The sequence below is a fragment of the Nocardia sp. NBC_01388 genome (genome assembly GCF_045040085.1).
Classification (GTDB): Bacteria; Actinomycetota; Actinomycetes; order Mycobacteriales; family Mycobacteriaceae; genus Nocardia.
In genome coordinates this window covers 5,791,812-5,808,552 of sequence record NZ_CP109553.1, presented here as the reverse complement: position 1 = coordinate 5,808,552, position 16,741 = coordinate 5,791,812, and the positions used below count along the sequence as shown (strand labels likewise).

Here is a 16,741-nt window from a genome sequence, read left to right as displayed (position 1 = left end):
CGTCGCGGGGGTGCCCACCACGGGGAGAACCCTGACTTATGGGTGGGGGTACCGCTCAGGGTATGCGGGATTCGCAGCGCGCTGTCCGAATCGTCCGCTTCTGGAATCCATTATTGCTAATATCCCGCTAATGATCTCGAGTGGCTCCTGGCGACTCGAGATTGCCTATTTCAGGCTCTCGGCATTGAAGATTCAAGTTCCGGTAGCACCCTGAGGCGCGAGTGCCGAATGCTTGCGCAGGTAGGAGCACACTATGGGCAAACTATTGCGCTGGCAGGCGGGAGCCGCCGCACTGGCACTCGTCGCGGCCGGCACGCTTTCCGCGTGCAGCAGTGACAGTTCATCGAATTCCGGAAGCGCCTCGACCACCTCCGGCGCGGCGAGCGCGGCGGGTTCCGGCCCCGCACGCAATCCGTACCTGGCCGCCGAGAAATTCGCGGTCACCCATATCGACCCGGCCCAGTCCGACAGCTTTCCGGCCGCGGTGCCGCGCGGCACCTTCCATGTCGACCCCGCGCAGCTGCCGCGCGTTCCGACCGGCCCGGTCAGCATCATGACCCTGGCCTCGCCGTCGCCGGACTACATGTGGATCTCCTCCACCTCCGGCCCGCGCTATGTGGACGTGTCGGGCGGCGGCTTCAAGGAAGTCGCGTCACTGGATGCGCCCGGCGTGCAACCGATTTCGCCGCAGCAGCTGGACCAGGTGCTGAACCAGCAGTTCACCGATACCGGGCAGATCCAGGCCGCGATCGCGCAGGACTGGGGCGGCGCCAACTGGCAGCGCATCGCCAACGGCGTGTACGCCATGGTGGACAAGGACAATCATTTCTACTTCCTGAACCAGAACGCGGAACTCATCGTCTTCGGCCTGAAGAACAAGGATCAGCCCGCCGACGGCATCGAGATCATCGCGCAGAAGGACTTCAAGCCCCTGCTGTCCACGGCCATGACGACGCTCGGCATTCCCGAGACGATCGTCGGCGCCGATATGACCTATGACGGGCACCTGGTGGTGCTTGCCTCACGCGCGCTGTACGTGCTGAACCGGGATCTCACCGGCGATCCGCAGCAGATCCGCATCGGCGACGACGAAACCGTCTCCAACTCCATGGCCGTGGATCCGGACGGCGGCATCTACTTCGCCTCCGACAAGATCATGCGCAAGGCGGTGTGGAAGAACGACAAGCTCTCGACAGATGAGGGCGATGGCGCGTGGGCCTCACCGTACGACTTCGGACGGCAGCCCCCGGCGGTGAAATTCGGCATCGGCACCGGATCCACCCCGACGCTCATGGGCTACGGCAGCGGTACCGACGAGCTGGTGGTGATCACCGACGGCTCCGATCATATGAAGCTGGTCGCGTTCTGGCGCAATAAGATTCCGGACGGCTTCCAGCAGAAGCCGAACACCGAGTCCAACCGGATCGCCGATCAGATCCAGGTCACCGCGGGCCTGGACAATCCGCCGGAATTCATCCAGTCGGAGCAGTCCGTGGTGGTGAACGGCTACGGCGCGTTCGTGGTGCAGAACATCGGGGCGGGCGGCTCCCCGGACCGGCTGGTCGACGTACTCGCCAATGGCCCGGTCGACGAACCGCCGCACGGTATGCAGCGCTTCGAATGGGATCCCAAGGCGCACCAGTGGAATTCGGTGTGGACCCGCGGTGACGTGGTTTCCACCTCCATGGTTCCGGCGGTCTCCACGGAGGGCGGCATGGTCTTCGTCAACGGTTACTCCAAGGCCGACGGCTGGGAGCTGACCGGCCTGGACTGGAAGACCGGGGAAACGGTGCACCGCACCATCTTCGGCCAATCCAATCTCGGCAATGGCGCGTACGCGATCGTCGAGGCGTTCCCGAACGGGGATCTGCTGTTCAACAGCATCGGCGGGCCCCTGCGCGTGAAGAACGGCTAGCTCGGCGACCGACGGCGGGGCGGCACCGATGGTGCCGCCCCGCCGTTGTCTTTCGGGCTCAGCGGAATTCGCGCGGGCTCAGAAGAACCAGCCGAGTTCCGGATCGCGTTCGGCGGTGAAGGCTGTGTCGAATGCCCGTAGCACTCCCGCGTCCTTGGCCTGGATTCGGTTGGCGGCGGCGAAGACTCGGGCCCGGTGCGCGCCGAAATACAGGCTGCCGAGCACGTCGATGCCGAGTTCCAGTTCGGCCGGACGGCTGGTGGGTGTGCATTCGGCGACCCCGTCGCGCACCCGCAGGGCGAAGGTGCCGCCCGCATCGCGGAACGGATCCTGCACTGCCAGTACGGTATCGAGGTCCTGCTGGTAGGTGCGGGCGGACAGCGCCGCCGGTACATCCATGACCCGGGCCCACAGTCCGTCGTAGCGGGCGGTGGTGCGGACCAGCCGTGGATTGGTCACCAGCAGGGGGAGCGGGTCGTCGTCGGTGAGTGACGCCTCCACCTTCTTCAACAGGTCCAGGCTCAGCAGTACCCGCCACAGTGCGGCATGCGCCTCGGGTGTGACCGCGCGGAACTCCGCGACGGTCGCGACGGATTCGTCATTGCGCCACTGACGGCGGTACAGCACATAGCCGTCCGGATGGGTGAGCACGAACAGTGAGGACGCGCCCTCGCGATGGCGCTCCGGATCGGCGAACCAGATATTCCAGTTGGCGTCCGGGCGGGCCTGACCACCGGGGACCAGACGCCGCCAGCGGTCGTACACCTCGCGGATATGATTCTTCGCCGCGGCCGGGGCGGAGGTCTGCACACCACCGGGATCCGGTGCGGTGGAACGGAATTCGGCCTGCGCCCGATCGATGCTGACCGCATTCTCCACCGTGGCCGGGCCGTAGCCGAAGCGCCCGTAGATGGTGCCCTCGCTGGCGGTGAAGATGGTGAGCGGTACGCCCTCGGCCTCGGTGCGCTCGTGCTGCGCGGTGTAGAGCGCGCGCAGAATGCCGCGCCGCCGATGGGTGGGCGCGACCGTCACCGCGGAAACACCGGCCGCCTGCACCGTGGCCGCACCGGGCACGGTGATCGTCATGGTCCGGTCCACGGTATGCCCGACGATCCGCCCCTCGTCGACCGCGACGATCGCCCGGTCGATGGGGAACAGACCCGGAATATTGTCGATTTCGGGCTGGTCGTAGCGCATGCCGAAGCACACTTCGGCCAGCTCCAGAATTGCCGGCCAGTCGCTCTCGGTGGCCGAACGCAGGATGATGCCATTCGTCGATGCCATGGTTCGACCATCCCATGAATCCGGCATCCCGCGCATTCGGTTTTCCCTCCGTGTGGCGCCACCCGCCCCCGATATCCCTCGGATGGCGCCACCCGCCCCCTGGTCCCCGGTCGAACACCAGGCCCCCCGACCTGGCGCGCCCCCGACCAGCGCCGCCCCCCGGCAACGCTGCCCACGTCCCCCCGGACCGGCGCTCGCCCCCCGGACCAGCCTCCGGCTGTCGCCCCCCAAGCCCCCCGGCTCGGTGTGCCCAGCCCCCCGAGTGTGTTGCTACCCCGTCTCCCGAACCGGCCTGTTCCCCCGAACGAGCCCGTCCCCCCGAACCGACTCGTCCCCCTGGCCGGCTGTTCCCCCTGATCAGCGCCTGTCCCCCGACAAGCGCTGACGGATTGTTGCCCCCGGCATCCCCCTTGATGTGAACCCCCGCCCCCGAGCTGTATCGCTACCCCCCGTCCCCCCGGACGGCGTCCCGGCGATCGGCGGATCAACTAGTGCGGAGCGAGTGCCATGATGATGTTGATGAGATTGCCGATTGCGGCGGTGGCATTTGCGGCGATGGAAGAGCCGGCATCGAGCAGGTACAGCATGATTATTCCCTCTCAGCTGTATGCGCCTGTGGCACATACTCTTTCGTTTCCCTGTGAGATCGTTTCGATCTCGTGAGAACAACAATGCCGGGGGTCGCTGTCGATCTTCTTAAGAAGACCTTGCAGTCCACGTTAACGCCGGGAACCACTGTGCGATAAGGGCTTCCGAAGCGACGAAACCCGCCTCCGTTGTGCCGGAGGCGGGTTCGATGTCAGGTACTGCGGGGCGGAGCTCAGCGCTCGGAGATGCCCTTGTAGTCACGCTCGGCGTAACCGGTGTAGATCTGGCGCGGACGGCCGATCTTCAGCGGCTCGCGGTGCATTTCCCGCCAGTGCGCGATCCAGCCCGGGAGCCGGCCCATGGCGAACAGCACGGTGAACATGCGGGTCGGGAAGCCCATGGCGCGGTAGACGACACCGGTGTAGAAGTCGACGTTCGGGTACAGGCGACGCTCGATGAAGTACTCATCGGTGAGCGCGGCTTCCTCGAGCGCCTTGGCGATATCGAAGAGCTGATCATCGCCGCCGAGCTTGCTCAGGATGGCGTCGGCGTGCTGCTTGGCGATGGTCGCGCGCGGGTCGTAATTGCGGTAGACGCGGTGCCCGAAGCCCATGAGCTTCACGCCGTCTTCCTTGTTCTTGACCTTGCGGATGAACTCCTTGACGTCGCCGCCGTTCGCCTTGATGTCGTCCAGCATCTCCAGCACGGCCTGGTTGGCGCCGCCGTGCAGCGGGCCCCAGAGTGCGTTGATGCCGCCGGAGACGGAGGTGAACAGGTTGGCGTCCGAGGAGCCGACCAGGCGCACGGTCGAGGTGGAGCAGTTCTGCTCGTGATCGGCGTGCAGCACCAGCAGCATGTCCAGCGCGGCGGCGACCTCGGGATCGACCTCGTACGGTTCGGCCGGGAAGCCGAAGGTCATGCGCAGGAAGTTCTCGACCAGGCTCAGCGAGTTGTCCGGGTACAGGAACGGCTGGCCGACCGACTTCTTGTAGGCGTAGGCCGCGATGGTCGGCAGCTTGGCCAGCAGTCGGATGGTGGAGAGCTCGACCTGCTCGGGATCGCGCGGGTCCAGCGAATCCTGGTAGTACGCCGACAGCGCGTTCACCGCGGACGAGAGCACCGGCATCGGGTGCGCATTGCGCGGGAAGCCGTCGAAGAACCGCTTCAGATCCTCGTGCAGCAGGGTGTGCCGGCGGATCCGGTCGGTGAAATCGTCCAGCTGGGCCTGCGTCGGCAGCTCACCGTAGATGAGCAGGTAGCTGACCTCGATGAAACTGGCCTTACCGGCCAGCTGCTCGATCGGGTAGCCGCGGTACCGCAGGATGCCGGCTTCGCCATCGATGTAGGTGATGGACGATTTGGTCGACGCGGTATTCATGAAACCCGGGTCGTAGGTGACGTACCCGGTGCTGGCCAGCAGCTTGCCCAGGTCTATCCCGTCATTTCCCTCGACCGCCTTGGCGACCGTCATGGGGTACTCGCCGCCGGGGTAAGTCAGCACCGGCTTGGCGTCGTCGTCGACGTTGATGATGTTCTCAGCGGGCACGGAAGGATCCCTCTCAGGCTTGAAACCATAGGCATCGGCGGGTGGCGACGACGCGCTTGCGTCAACGCTAGCCGCTGTCCAGTACGCCCGACTAACGAGGGTCACCAATAACTACCTCACAGTCACTTCGCTGCCAGGTGAGATTAGAGGCTCTCATGTGCTATTGGCATGAAACGCGCTCAGGTGGTCTGCAACTGCGAATGCGCACGTACCACCCGATAACGCACAAAAGCGGGGAAGACCAGCGCCGCGACGACCATGCCCAGTACCACCAGGACACCGCCGCCCGCCGCTGCGGCAGCAGTACCCACCGCGGCCGCCGCGAAACCGTGCGCAACATCACCGATTCGAGGTCCGCCCGCCACCACCACGATGAATACGCCCTGCAGGCGGCCGCGCATCTCGTCGGTGGCCACCGACTGCAGCATGGTGGTGCGCAATGCGGCGGAGAACATATCGACCGCACCGCCGAAGGCCAAGCAGGCGAACGCGATCCACAGCGCGACCGTGGTGCTCAGCGCATGCCCGGCCGCGCCGACGGCCAGGCCGAAGCCGACCATGCCGAGGCCCCACAGCACGATGCAGACCACAACGGCCAAGCCCTGCCTGCGAATTCGGGTCAGCCAGCCCGAGAAGACGCCGCCGAGCACCGCGCCCACCGACATGGCGGCGAAGAGCAGGCCCAGTGCGGTGCCGCCGGAATTGCTGCCGGGGAACGTATCCAGGGAGATCTGCGGGAACAGTGCGCGCGGCATGCCGAAGACCATGGCCACCACATCGACGGCGAAGGACGCCAACAGGATTCGCTGCGTGGCGAGGTAGACGAAACCGTCCAGCACCTCGCGCAATCCGGCCCGGCGGGCGGTGCCGGTGGGCGGGATCGGGGGCAGCTTCCAGATCGCCCACAGCGTGGCGAGCAGGAAGACCGAATCGATCAGATACAGCGTGGCCAGACCGCTGAACGGAATCAGCATGCCCGCCGTCACGGGTCCGGCGATCGCGCCGAACTGCATGACCGTCATGCTCAGCGAATTGGCCGCGGGCAATTGCTCCGGCGGCAGCAGGCGCGGGTAGATGGCCGCGCGGGCAGGCTGATTCATCGCGAAGAAGGCCTGCTGCACCGAGAACAGCACCAGCACCACCCACGGATTGTTCAGCCCCGCCGCCGCCTGCCCCCAGAAGGCGACCGAGGTCAGGCCGGTGCCGGTGCTGGTGATCAGCAGCATCTTCCGGCGATCCATGACATCGGCGAGCGCACCGCCCCAGAGCCCGAACACGATGAGCGGGATCAGGCCGAACAGTCCGGCCAGGCCGACGTAGGAGGAGCTGTGCGTCATGTCGTACAGCTGCTTGGGTACCGCGACCACCGAGAGCTGCGCGCCGATAACCGTGACGATGCCGGTGGTCCAGAGCCGCCGGTAGTCGGGGTTGCGTAAGGGGGTTATATCGGCGAGCAGCTTCACCGCGGTGACATTAGCCAGCCTAAACACAGCTTGGCTAGGCAATTTGGGAGAAACATCCCACCATTTGAGAGTGTTTTATCCCACGAGTTTTAACGTTGCCCTGACATGCGCGGATCCGCACTGTCGCGCGGAATTGTTCAGGGCTGTAAACGCTCGACCTTCATCGCCGAAACCTCGGTGGTGCCCGGCTCCAGCGTCATCTTGACGCGATTGTGCATGCGGCTGCGGCGTCCCTGCCAGAACTCCACCGTCTCCGGCTGAATCTGGAATCCGCCCCAGAAAGGCGGCACCGGAACGACATCCAGCTCGGCGAACCGCTCGGTGGTGGCCTCCCACTGCTCGTCCAGCCCGGCCCGCGAACCGATGGTCCGCGACTGCTGCGACGCCCACGCGCCCAGCTGCGAACCCCGCGGCCGCGAGCGCCAGTAGACCTCGGTGACCTCGGCCGCGACCCGGCGTACCGGACCGCGCACCGTCACCTGCCTGCCCAGCGCCGGCCAGACGAAAGTCGCCGACGCGTACGGCGTCGCCATGAGCTGACGGCCCTTGAACGATTCGTAATTCGTGTAAAAAGTCACACCTTCGGGCGAGAGACCCTTGCAGAGCACGGTCCGCGAAGACGGCTTCGGACCCGATTCGGTGATTTCCACGGTGGCCAGCACCATGGCATTCGAATCGGTGATCCCGGCACTGGTCGCGTGCTCGATCCAGTTGCGCAGCAACGGTTCCCAGCCGTCCGCCAGCCAGCTCTCGTCGAGGTCGGTATCCAGGCCCGGATGATTGTCTCCGGCGTCCACTCCGTACTCCACGCGCATGGCCGCGATATCGAGATCGGGAGTGGCGTAATTCTCCTGGTCGGGCATGGGCCAGACGTTACTCCGGAGTAATGCGCGCGTTAAGGTCTAAATGAACGGCGTGGCTGCCCAAAGATCGGGTGGCCCGACTTTGCAAGGAGAGTCACAACATGACTGCCAGCGCTGCGACCAGCCCTGTCATCCCAGCTGACTTCGTCAGCGGTCTCGAAGGCGTGGTGGCATTCACCACCGATATCGCCGAACCGGACAAGGACGGTGGTGCGCTCCGGTATCGCGGCGTCGATATCGAGGACCTGGTCGCGAACCGGGTCACCTTCGGCGACGTCTGGTCCCTCCTGGTGGACGGCGAATTCGGGCACGGGCTCCCGCCCGCCGAGCCGTTCCCGCTGCCGATCCACACCGGCGACGTGCGGGTCGACGTGCAGGCCGGCCTGGCCATGCTCGCCCCGATCTGGGGCTACCAGCCGCTGCTGGACATCGACGACGACACCGCCCGCGACAATCTGGCCCGCGCCTCGGTGATGGCGCTGTCCTATGTCGCCCAGTCGGCGCGCGGTATCTACCAGCCCGCCGTGCCGCAGCGGAAGATCGACGAGTGCACCACCATTACCGAGCGGTTCATGACCCGCTGGAAGGGTGACCCGGACCCCAGGCACACCGAGGCCATCGACGCCTACTGGGTGTCCGCCGCCGAGCACGGCATGAACGCCTCCACCTTCACCGCCCGCGTCATCGCCTCCACCGGCGCCGACGTGGCCGCCTCGCTGTCCGGCGCCATCGGCGCCATGTCCGGCCCGCTGCACGGCGGCGCCCCGGCCCGCGTGCTGCCCATGATCGAAGCGGTCGAGCAGTCCGGTGATGCTCGCGCGCTGGTCAAGGGCATCCTGGACCGTAAGGAAAAGCTCATGGGCTTCGGCCACCGGGTGTACCGGGCCGAGGATCCGCGTGCCCGCGTGCTGCGCGCCACCGCTCAGCGCCTGGACGCCCCGCGCTACGAGGTCGCCGCCGCACTCGAGCAGGCCGCCCTCGCCGAACTGCGCGAGCGCCGGCCCGACCGCGCCATCGAGACCAATGTCGAGTTCTGGGCCGCCGTCATCCTGGATTTCGCCGAGGTTCCGGCGCACATGATGCCCGCCATGTTCACCTGCGGCCGCACCGCCGGCTGGTGTGCGCACATCCTCGAGCAGAAGAAGCTCGGCAAGCTGGTCCGCCCGGCCGCCATCTACACCGGCCCGGCCCCGCGCCTGCCCGAGGCAGTGACCGGCTGGGAAACCGTCGTTCGCAAGTAATTAGGCATCCCGATAGGGAAGCGCCCCAAGACAGTTCGCGGCTCGCAACGGAATTCCGTTGCGAGCCGCGCTGTTTCGATCAGATGCTCTGATCAGGCCTTCACTACGACCGTGCCGACGATCTTGTCGGCGAAGGTCTGATTCTTGTCATCCCACAGCGGCCACAGGAAACCCAGGTAGCAGGGCAGTGCGTCCACGAAGTGCAGCAGCTTGCGACCGAATGCCAATCCGAAACCGAGCGGCTGGCCGGGGGCGGATTCGCGCACCAGGCGAATATTGAGCGCTCGCTTGCCGGGCGTCTGGCCGGTGGTGCCTTCCCGGTAGGCCAGGAACAGCATGCCCCCGACGCCGACGACGAAGCCCAGCAGCAGCAGGATTCCGCCGACCGCGGTGTAGCCGCCGCCGGAGCAGCTCGAGCTGTAGCTGTAGCTCGAATTGTCGACCGAGCACGTCATGGACGAGGTGCCGACCGTCGCCGCCAGGACGTTCAGGATCCCGCCGGGCAGGGCGAAGATCAGCGTGTCGATGAAGTACGCGCCCACCCGCGCACCCCAGCTCGCCAGTGGTTGCTGTGGTGCGCCGAAGGGGGAGTAGCCGTTGTATCCGGGTTGCGGGGCGCCATACGCCGGTTGCGGATATCCGGGCTGCACCGGAGCCTGCTGTGGATATCCGGGCTGCTGCTGGTAGCCGGCGTCCTGCTGCGGATAGCCGTAGCCCGGCTGCTGCTGTGGGGGATAGCCGTATCCAGGCTGCGGCTGCTGGGGCGGATAAGGGTTGTTCGGGTAGGTCATGTACTTCCTCGTTGCGAGTCGAAACGGTCGGCGCCGCAATGGGCGCGGGCCGACCGGCCCCCCGATTGCCGCTGATCGTCCGTCGACGGCAAGTGACATGGGCCGCTACATTCTGGAGTACTCCGGCGTCGCAGGCGCGCCGGGCGGGACGCATGCGGTGGGCCGGGGGTGTGAGATGGCGCTGGGGATGAGAATTCGCTGTGAACGCTGCGAGGTTGCGGAGCTGCCTGCCGACGGTCCGGCGCTGAGATGCGCGTACGAGTGCACATTCTGTGAGTCGTGTGGTCGAACAATGAATTACATTTGTCCGAATTGTGGTGGCGAATGGGTTGCCAGGCCGCGAATGTCGGAAGCACGCTGAGGCAAATCCTGGCGATGCCCTTTGGATTGGCATAGCCTGCGACGGTGTTCGATGCAGGACTTTCCCGGAGACGCCTACTCACCGCCGGCGCGGCCTTGGCCGCGGGCTTCGTCACCGCCGGATGCGGCTCTGCCACCGGTAATGCGGCCGAGCGGATTATGGATACCGCGCCGACCAGGACATCAAAACTGCCGCTGACCGCGACCGGAGTGACCCCCGACTCGGTGGCTGCCAAGTATGCGGGCAAAAAGCCGCAGCAGTGGGGGATGGATATCCCCGGCATCATCACGAATTTCAATGCCACCGGTAAGCAGTTCTCCGTCACCTTCGACGCATGCGGCGGCCCGGGCAACGACGACGTCGACGAGAATTTGCTGAGTCTGCTTATCGCACAGCAGATTCCAGCCACCCTCTTCGTCAACAGGCGCTGGATCGATGCCAATCAATTCCGTGCCGCCCAGCTGGCGGCCAATCCGCTTTTCGAGCTCGGCAATCACGGCACCGCGCACCGCCCGCTCTCGGTGAACGGTCGCGCCGTCTACGGAATCAACGGCACCGCGTCCCCGCAGGAGGCGGTCGACGAGGTGTGGGGCAATCACGAACGCCTCGTAGCCCTCACCGGCCATGCGCCACGCTTCTTCCGCACCGGTACCGCGCACTACGACGAGCTCGCGGTGTCGATCGTGCAGGATCTGGGCGAGACTCCGGTCGGGTTCTCCATCAATGCCGACTCGGGTGCCACCGCAACGGCCGCCCAGGTGCAGGCCAATATGATGAAGGCCCAGTCCGGGGGCATCTCCATCGCGCACATGCACCGACCCAAGTCCGGCACCGGGCCCGGTATGTACAACGCGATTCCGGCCTTGCGCTCCAGCGGATTCGCCTTCGTCCGACTGCCGTAGTTCCGCCTCCGCTTCGCCCGCAGAGGCATCCACTCCAATGTCGTGGCCCGCCCGGGTCTGGACTGACGGAGCGGGGGAGCGAAGCGGAGGAGCGGAGGAGGGAAGACCCGGGTAACAGGGCCACGACCCCGCCGCAGCGAAGCGGAGGCAGAAAATACAGCTCAGCGGTCGCGAGAGGCGTTCCAGTCGACGGCGACCGATTCGCCGCGGTCGACGGTGAAGAACGCGACCTCCAGTCGCCGCCCGAGGTCAACCAGTTCCAGTGCGGACAGCGGAACCGGGTGCACTATCCGGACTCGCCACGGGGCGGGCTCGTCCCAGGCATGCAATTCGAGGTCCAATCGCAGCACCGGATCATCACGCCCGGTGTAGTCGGCGGCCACCGGCGTGGTGGCGAGCACGGTGGCCTGCGCGCGGCGGCCGTCGCTGAGGATCTTGGCGATATTGGTGCGCGCCGTTTCGTTGACCGCGGGGACATAGAGCACCACGCGGTCGTGATCGCCCGGATCGACCCGGCAGGCGATGATGTCGCCGGGTTGCATCCACTCCTGATCAGGGGGGCTGACACGCTGCCGGACCCGGGTCTCGTAGGCGTGCTTGCCTTCCAATTGGATTCGGACCCAGTATTCGTGGCCGGAATCGGGCCCGTCGTCCTCCTCGGAAGTGCGCGCGCCGCGCACGCTCAGAACGGTGGCCGTGCCCTCGGTGCCGTGGATGAGCAGTTCGCGGCGCGCGGCATCGTCCAGCCCGGGGCCGCGATTCGGCGCCGCGAGATGCAGTCGTAAGCCGGGCGAACCGAATTGGGAGGACAGCCGCCGCCCCGACCATCGCCGGAACAATCCCGGGCGGGGCCCCTCACCTGGGCTGTCGCGTTGTGCACCTGCCGAATTCGGCAGGCCGTCGGATCTCTCGGCGGTGGGACTCGGTCGCTCGTGCGCGGCCATGCTCATGATGGTGAACGGTAATGCTCACCCACTCGTTTCGGCGGTAATACACAGCAACTACCCTTGTCGCCATGACCTCTGCGTTCCCGGCCATCCCCGACGATCTCAAGCCTGCCGACGGACGGTTCGGCTGCGGACCCTCCAAGGTGCGTCCCGAACAGCTGCAGTCCCTGGTGGATACCGGCGCCTCCGTATTCGGCACCTCGCACCGGCAGAAGCCGGTCAAGGACGTGGTGGCGCGGGTGCGCACCGGTCTACGCGAATTGTTCACCCTGCCCGACGGTTACGAGGTCGTGCTGGGCAACGGCGGCACCACCGCGTTCTGGGATGCGGCCGCGTTCGGCCTGATCCGGGAGAAGTCGCTGCACCTGAGCAACGGCGAGTTCTCCTCCAAGTTCGCCTCCGTGGCCAAAGGCAACCCGTTCATCGGCGACCCGATCGTGGTGAAGTCCGAGCCGGGCAGCGCGCCCGAGCCGACCTCCGATCCGTCGGTCGACCTCATCGGCTGGGCGCACAACGAGACCTCCACCGGTGTCGCCATCCCCGTCTCGCGTCCCGCGGGCTCGGAGAATGCGCTGATCGCCATCGACGCCACCTCCGGCGCGGGCGGTTTGCCGGTGAACGTCGCCGACTCCGATGTGTACTACTTCGCACCGCAGAAGTGCTTCGCCTCCGACGGCGGCCTGTGGATCGCGCTGATGAGCCCGGCCGCGCTGGCGCGGGTCGAGGAGATCAAGAACTCGGGTCGCTGGACCCCCGAATTCCTGTCGCTGCCTATCGCGGTCGACAACAGCACCAAAGATCAGACCTACAACACTCCGGCGCTCGCCACGCTGTTGCTGTTTGCGAATCAGATCGAATGGATGAATGGAAACGGCGGCCTGGATTGGGCCGTAAAGCGCACCGCGGATTCTTCCTCACGGCTGTACTCGTGGGCCGAGACCAGCGATTATGCGACTCCGTTCGTGGCGAACCCGGCGCACCGCTCGCAGGTTGTCGGCACCATCGACTTCGCGGACTCGGTGGATGCCGCACAGGTTGCGAAGGTGCTGCGCGCCAACGGAATCGTCGATACCGAGCCGTACCGTAAGCTGGGTCGTAACCAGCTGCGGGTAGGCATGTTCCCGGCCATCGATCCGGAGGATGTGTCGCAGCTGACCCGCTGCATTGATTGGGTCGTGGAAAAGATCGGCTGATACCGAAACTTAGACACAGTATGCGGCGCGGAGCTCTGGCGACAGATTTCCGCGCCGCGTGTCTTGCCCCACGAACCCCAGAAGTGCACTACTGTTCCATTATCGTGGGCGGTGTCTCGAGCCTGGCAGCTGTGATTGGAGGTAACGGTGCGTGAACTTCGAGTAATCGGATTGACGCCCGATTCCACACACATCGTGTGCATCGATACCGAAAGTGGTCAGAAGTACCGGCTTGCCGCCGATGACAAACTGCGTGCCGCTGCCCGCGGAGATCTTGCCAGGTTCGGCCAAATCGAGATCGAAACGGAAGCCACGATGCGCCCTCGCGATATCCAGGCCCGTGTTCGTGCCGGTGCCTCGGTGGAACAGGTGACCGAAGAGTCCGGCATGCCGGCCAGCCGGGTCGAGCGCTTCGCGTATCCCGTTCTGCTGGAACGTGCCCGGGCCGCTGAGCTGGCACAGAAGGCGCATCCGGTGCGCAATGACGGCCCCGCCGTCGAAACCCTCATCGAGATCATCTCCGCGGCCTTCGCCGAGCGCGGCCACAATATCGACGTCGCCGAGTGGGATGCCTGGAAGGACGAGAAGGGCTACTGGGTCGCCCAATTGCAGTGGCAGGCGGGTCGTTCCGTCATTGCCGCGCACTGGCGCTACCAGCCCGACGCGCACGGCGGTTCGGTAGTGCCGCTGGATGATCCGGCCTCCGATCTGATCGATCCGGACTTCGGCCGGGCCCTGCGCGGGCTCGCCACCATCCTGCCCGCCCAGAACGAGCCGGTCGCCGAGGCGCCCGCGCTGCGTACTCCGGCGCCCGCCCCGCGCGAAGAGCGGGCCGAATACGAGAGCTCACCCGCCCGGGTCGCCAGCCCGGCGAGCATGGACGGTTACTTCGAGCAGCGCGCCGCCGTCGGTGACGGCACGGTGCCCGCTGCCACGGTCGCCGCTCCGGCTCCGGTCCCGGTCGCACCCTCGGCTCCGGCAACACCGAATCCGCCTGCGGCTCCGGCACAGTCGGCGCCCGCGCCAGCTGCCCCGGCTCCGGTCGCTCCGTCGGCTCCGGCGCAGACAGCTCCGTCGGCTCCGGCTCCCGTTCCGGCCGCCCCCGTTCCAGCGGCTCCGGCTCCCGCTGCTCCGACTCCCGTTCCGGTGGCCGCGGAGGCTCCCGCTGCGGAACCGTCCGCCCCGGCTGCCGCGGCATCCGCCGCTCCGGCCGCTGCCAAACCGGCTCCGGCCAAGCCGAATCGCGCCAAGCGTGGCGGCAAGGCGCCTATGCCGTCCTGGGAAGACGTACTCCTAGGCGTACGCAGTTCCGGGCATTAACCGCGTCTCCGAGCCGCCTCTCTGAGCCGCCTCTCTGAACCTTTAGCGCGCGGCCTGGGAGCCGTCGGGGGTTGGGGACGCGTGGTGCGGTGGGGAGCCGCAACTATTTTGAGGTGCCCGGGGAGTTACCCGGATCTTACGAGATCGGTTGTTCGGTTCCTTATTTTGCAAACGTGCGGGGCGATGCTGCGCTATTTTCAGCTGAAAGTTTGCTGTATCCCTGAAATTGTTGCGGTGTGGTTGCGGGTTTGGTTGGTCGACTGTGTCGTGCGGATCTTTTTGTGGGGCTATGAGTTCGCCGCGCCGGGGGAGAGGTTGGCGAACAGCGACTTTTCCGGCGTTGGTGGGAGTAGATTTTGTAGTGGTGGCGGTGATTGCCGGGGCTGTCCACGCCGACGCCGCGTCACGGCCACTGAATGTTGCTCAAGAGTTGCTGTCCTTGGGTCGCGAGGAATTCGGGAGGTGCCGGAAGTGCCGTCCACAGTCTCGTCTCTCTGGTACATCGATGCCCCCGACCCGGTCGCGGTGCTGCGCGATCACCCCGGCCCGGATCCCGAGGCCGCCTGGGCGCTGGCACGGCAGCTCAATCCGGAGCGTGATGTGGTGCCTGCCGCCTCCGGCACCCTGAAGGTCTGGGCCGGACCAGATCCGGAATCCATCTATATCGGTTGCTATCCCGGTGTCACCGTCGTCTGCTCCACCCAGGCCGCGCTGCCGAGACCGACGGAACTGCCGGAGCTGCTGGTCCGTCCGCTCGCCTCGGAGCACACCTATCTGATCGCCTATGACCTCTCGCTGGGCTGGGGCGCGTTCGCGCAGTGGGAGCGCGGTGAATTCCGGCGGTCCTTCAGTTCCACACGCGTCAATATCCTCGAGGATCAGGGCCTGCCGCGGGTGTGGGAGCGGCCGCACTGGGCGGGGGAGTACCCCATCGAATTGGAACCGGGCGAAATGGCCGATCCGCAGATGCTGCCGTTCGATCCGCCGGACTTCGCGGACGCCGCCAATCAGGAATGGCTCGGATTCCGTTATCGCGGCAAGTTTTCCGAGGACGCGCTGACGCCGGATCAGATCGCGGTGTGCGGATTCTCGCTGTTCCCCAAGGGGCAGGCGCCCGCGCTCGATGCTGTGCCCGTGCCGGCGGTGACCGAGCGCACCACTGGCAAGCGCGGATTGTTCGGGTGGCTGCGCGGCCGCGATCGGGTCTCCTGAGAAGGCCGGTCCCGGTTACGAGACGAGCAGTGCGAGCCAGGCCACCAGCACGCCCGCGCCCAGTCCGCCGATCACCCAGCGGGTCACCGGCTGGAACCGCCAGCGCCATGCGGTCGGCGTCGCGCCGCCCACCGCAATGAGATTCACGGCCGCGGACAGCAGCGGATGCACCTGTGCCAGTGCGGAACCGAAGGCGTAGACACCCGTGGCGGTCAGCAGCCCGACGCAGACGATGACGGCGATGCCGGTCGCCCACGGGGTCGGTTCGGAGTACCCGTAGCCGTAGGGACCGTCCGGCGGATAACTCACTGGGCACGCACTCTTTCGTAGAAGGCCATGGCGGCCGCGGTCGCCACATTAAGCGAATCGGTGCCCGGTGTCATGGGGATACGCGCGCGAGTGTCGCTGGCCCGCATGGTTTCCTCGGTCAGGCCGGGGCCCTCCGCGCCGAGCAGCAGGGCCACCCGCTCGCCGGTCATGGCGGCGGCGAGCGTATCCGCCTTCGGGTCCGGGGTCAGGGCGATGATCTGGAAACACTTGTCGCGCAACATATCCAGACTGCCGGGCAGTGGAGGCAGTTGTGCGAACGGGATTCTCAGCACATGCCCCATGGACACCCGCACCGAGCGCCGATACAGCGGATCGGAGCAGCGATCACCGAAGAGCACCGCATCCGCGCCCAGTCCGGCCGCATTGCGGAAGATCGACCCGATGTTCTCGTGATCGTTCACGCCCTCCAGCACGGCCACCGTGCGCGCCCCGGCCAGCACCTGCTCGGCGGTGAGTTCGGGCGGCCGCCGCGCCGCCGCCAGCACCCCGCGATTGAGATGGAAGCCGACGATCTCCGCCATCACCTCGGCGGTCGCGCGGTAGTAGGGCACATCCACCCCCGCAAGCTGCTCGGCCAGCAGTTCGTACCGGCGCGCCACCCCGAGCACCGCGAAGGGTGCGAAACGCGAGGCCAGCATGCGTTCCACCACCACGGTGCCCTCGGCGATCACCAGCCCTTTGCCACCGGGCAGGTCCGGTCGCCGGTCCGCATTGCTGAGGTCGCGGAAATCGGCCACCCGCGGATCGGCGGGGTCGTCGATATCGATCACTTCGGCCACCGAGAC

At 66.4% G+C, this 16,741-nt stretch carries 15 protein-coding genes; 7 read left to right on the top strand and 8 right to left on the bottom strand.

What is annotated here, in order from left to right; all coding sequences use genetic code 11:
• The first annotated feature begins 253 nt into the window (after positions 1-253).
• Entirely contained in the window at positions 254-1,915 is a 1,662-nt protein-coding gene (locus OG716_RS28090; RefSeq protein WP_405133634.1) for a hypothetical protein, read from the top strand.
• 78 nt (positions 1,916-1,993) lie between these two features.
• On the opposite strand, the gene OG716_RS28085 is transcribed toward OG716_RS28090, so the two are convergent.
• From OG716_RS28085 to pdxH, 4 genes are all read right to left on the bottom strand, one after another.
• Complete coding sequence (locus OG716_RS28085) at positions 1,994-3,199, bottom strand: GNAT family N-acetyltransferase (RefSeq protein ID WP_405133633.1); 1,206 nt, start codon at positions 3,197-3,199, stop codon at positions 1,994-1,996.
• 820 nt (positions 3,200-4,019) lie between these two features.
• Positions 4,020-5,333: a citrate synthase gene (locus OG716_RS28080; RefSeq protein WP_327143550.1), complete on the bottom strand. Its 1,314-nt coding sequence runs from the start codon at positions 5,331-5,333 to the stop codon at positions 4,020-4,022.
• Positions 5,334-5,512: 179 nt separating this feature from the next.
• Positions 5,513-6,796: an MFS transporter gene (locus tag OG716_RS28075; RefSeq protein WP_405133632.1), complete on the bottom strand. Its 1,284-nt coding sequence runs from the start codon at positions 6,794-6,796 to the stop codon at positions 5,513-5,515.
• 137 nt (positions 6,797-6,933) lie between these two features.
• On the bottom strand, positions 6,934-7,659 hold the full coding sequence (gene pdxH / locus OG716_RS28070; protein WP_405133631.1) for a pyridoxamine 5'-phosphate oxidase: 726 nt from the start codon (positions 7,657-7,659) through the stop codon (positions 6,934-6,936).
• Positions 7,660-7,760: 101 nt separating this feature from the next.
• Here pdxH and OG716_RS28065 point away from each other — a divergent pair, with 101 nt between their 5' ends.
• The gene (locus OG716_RS28065) at positions 7,761-8,900 is read left to right on the top strand and encodes a citrate synthase 2 (protein WP_405133630.1); all 1,140 of its coding nucleotides are present in this window, start codon (positions 7,761-7,763) and stop codon (positions 8,898-8,900) included.
• Between the two features lie 92 nt (positions 8,901-8,992).
• Here OG716_RS28065 and OG716_RS28060 read toward each other — a convergent pair whose 3' ends face one another.
• Entirely contained in the window at positions 8,993-9,691 is a 699-nt protein-coding gene (locus OG716_RS28060; protein ID WP_405133629.1) for an RDD family protein, read from the bottom strand.
• Between OG716_RS28060 and OG716_RS28055 the strand changes: the two genes are divergently transcribed.
• Entirely contained in the window at positions 9,690-10,052 is a 363-nt protein-coding gene (locus tag OG716_RS28055) for a DUF1272 domain-containing protein (protein WP_405133628.1), read from the top strand. The two genes, OG716_RS28060 and OG716_RS28055, sit on opposite strands and share 2 nt — an antisense overlap.
• A gap of 44 nt (positions 10,053-10,096) precedes the next feature.
• Positions 10,097-10,954 (top strand): polysaccharide deacetylase family protein, encoded by an 858-nt coding sequence (locus OG716_RS28050; RefSeq protein ID WP_405133627.1) that lies wholly within the window; start codon positions 10,097-10,099, stop codon positions 10,952-10,954.
• 161 nt (positions 10,955-11,115) lie between these two features.
• On the opposite strand, the gene OG716_RS28045 is transcribed toward OG716_RS28050, so the two are convergent.
• Positions 11,116-11,904, bottom strand: a complete 789-nt coding sequence (locus OG716_RS28045; protein WP_405133626.1) for a hypothetical protein — start codon at positions 11,902-11,904, stop codon at positions 11,116-11,118.
• 65 nt (positions 11,905-11,969) lie between these two features.
• On the opposite strand from OG716_RS28045, the gene serC reads away from it, so the two are divergent.
• From serC to OG716_RS28030, 3 genes are all read left to right on the top strand, one after another.
• Positions 11,970-13,094 (top strand): phosphoserine transaminase, encoded by a 1,125-nt coding sequence (gene serC, locus OG716_RS28040; protein WP_405133625.1) that lies wholly within the window; start codon positions 11,970-11,972, stop codon positions 13,092-13,094.
• Between the two features lie 147 nt (positions 13,095-13,241).
• The gene (sepH, locus tag OG716_RS28035; protein ID WP_405133624.1) at positions 13,242-14,414 is read left to right on the top strand and encodes a septation protein SepH; all 1,173 of its coding nucleotides are present in this window, start codon (positions 13,242-13,244) and stop codon (positions 14,412-14,414) included.
• A 471-nt stretch (positions 14,415-14,885) separates the two neighbouring features.
• The gene (locus tag OG716_RS28030; RefSeq protein ID WP_405133623.1) at positions 14,886-15,626 is read left to right on the top strand and encodes a DUF6928 family protein; all 741 of its coding nucleotides are present in this window, start codon (positions 14,886-14,888) and stop codon (positions 15,624-15,626) included.
• Positions 15,627-15,641: 15 nt separating this feature from the next.
• On the opposite strand, the gene OG716_RS28025 is transcribed toward OG716_RS28030, so the two are convergent.
• Together OG716_RS28025 and OG716_RS28020 are read right to left on the bottom strand one after the other, a co-directional pair.
• Entirely contained in the window at positions 15,642-15,935 is a 294-nt protein-coding gene (locus tag OG716_RS28025; protein WP_355124185.1) for a DUF2537 domain-containing protein, read from the bottom strand.
• The gene (locus OG716_RS28020; RefSeq protein WP_405133622.1) at positions 15,932-16,735 is read right to left on the bottom strand and encodes a TrmH family RNA methyltransferase; all 804 of its coding nucleotides are present in this window, start codon (positions 16,733-16,735) and stop codon (positions 15,932-15,934) included. The genes OG716_RS28025 and OG716_RS28020 overlap by 4 nt, the downstream gene beginning before the upstream one ends.
• Between the last annotated feature and the right edge of the window lie 6 nt (positions 16,736-16,741).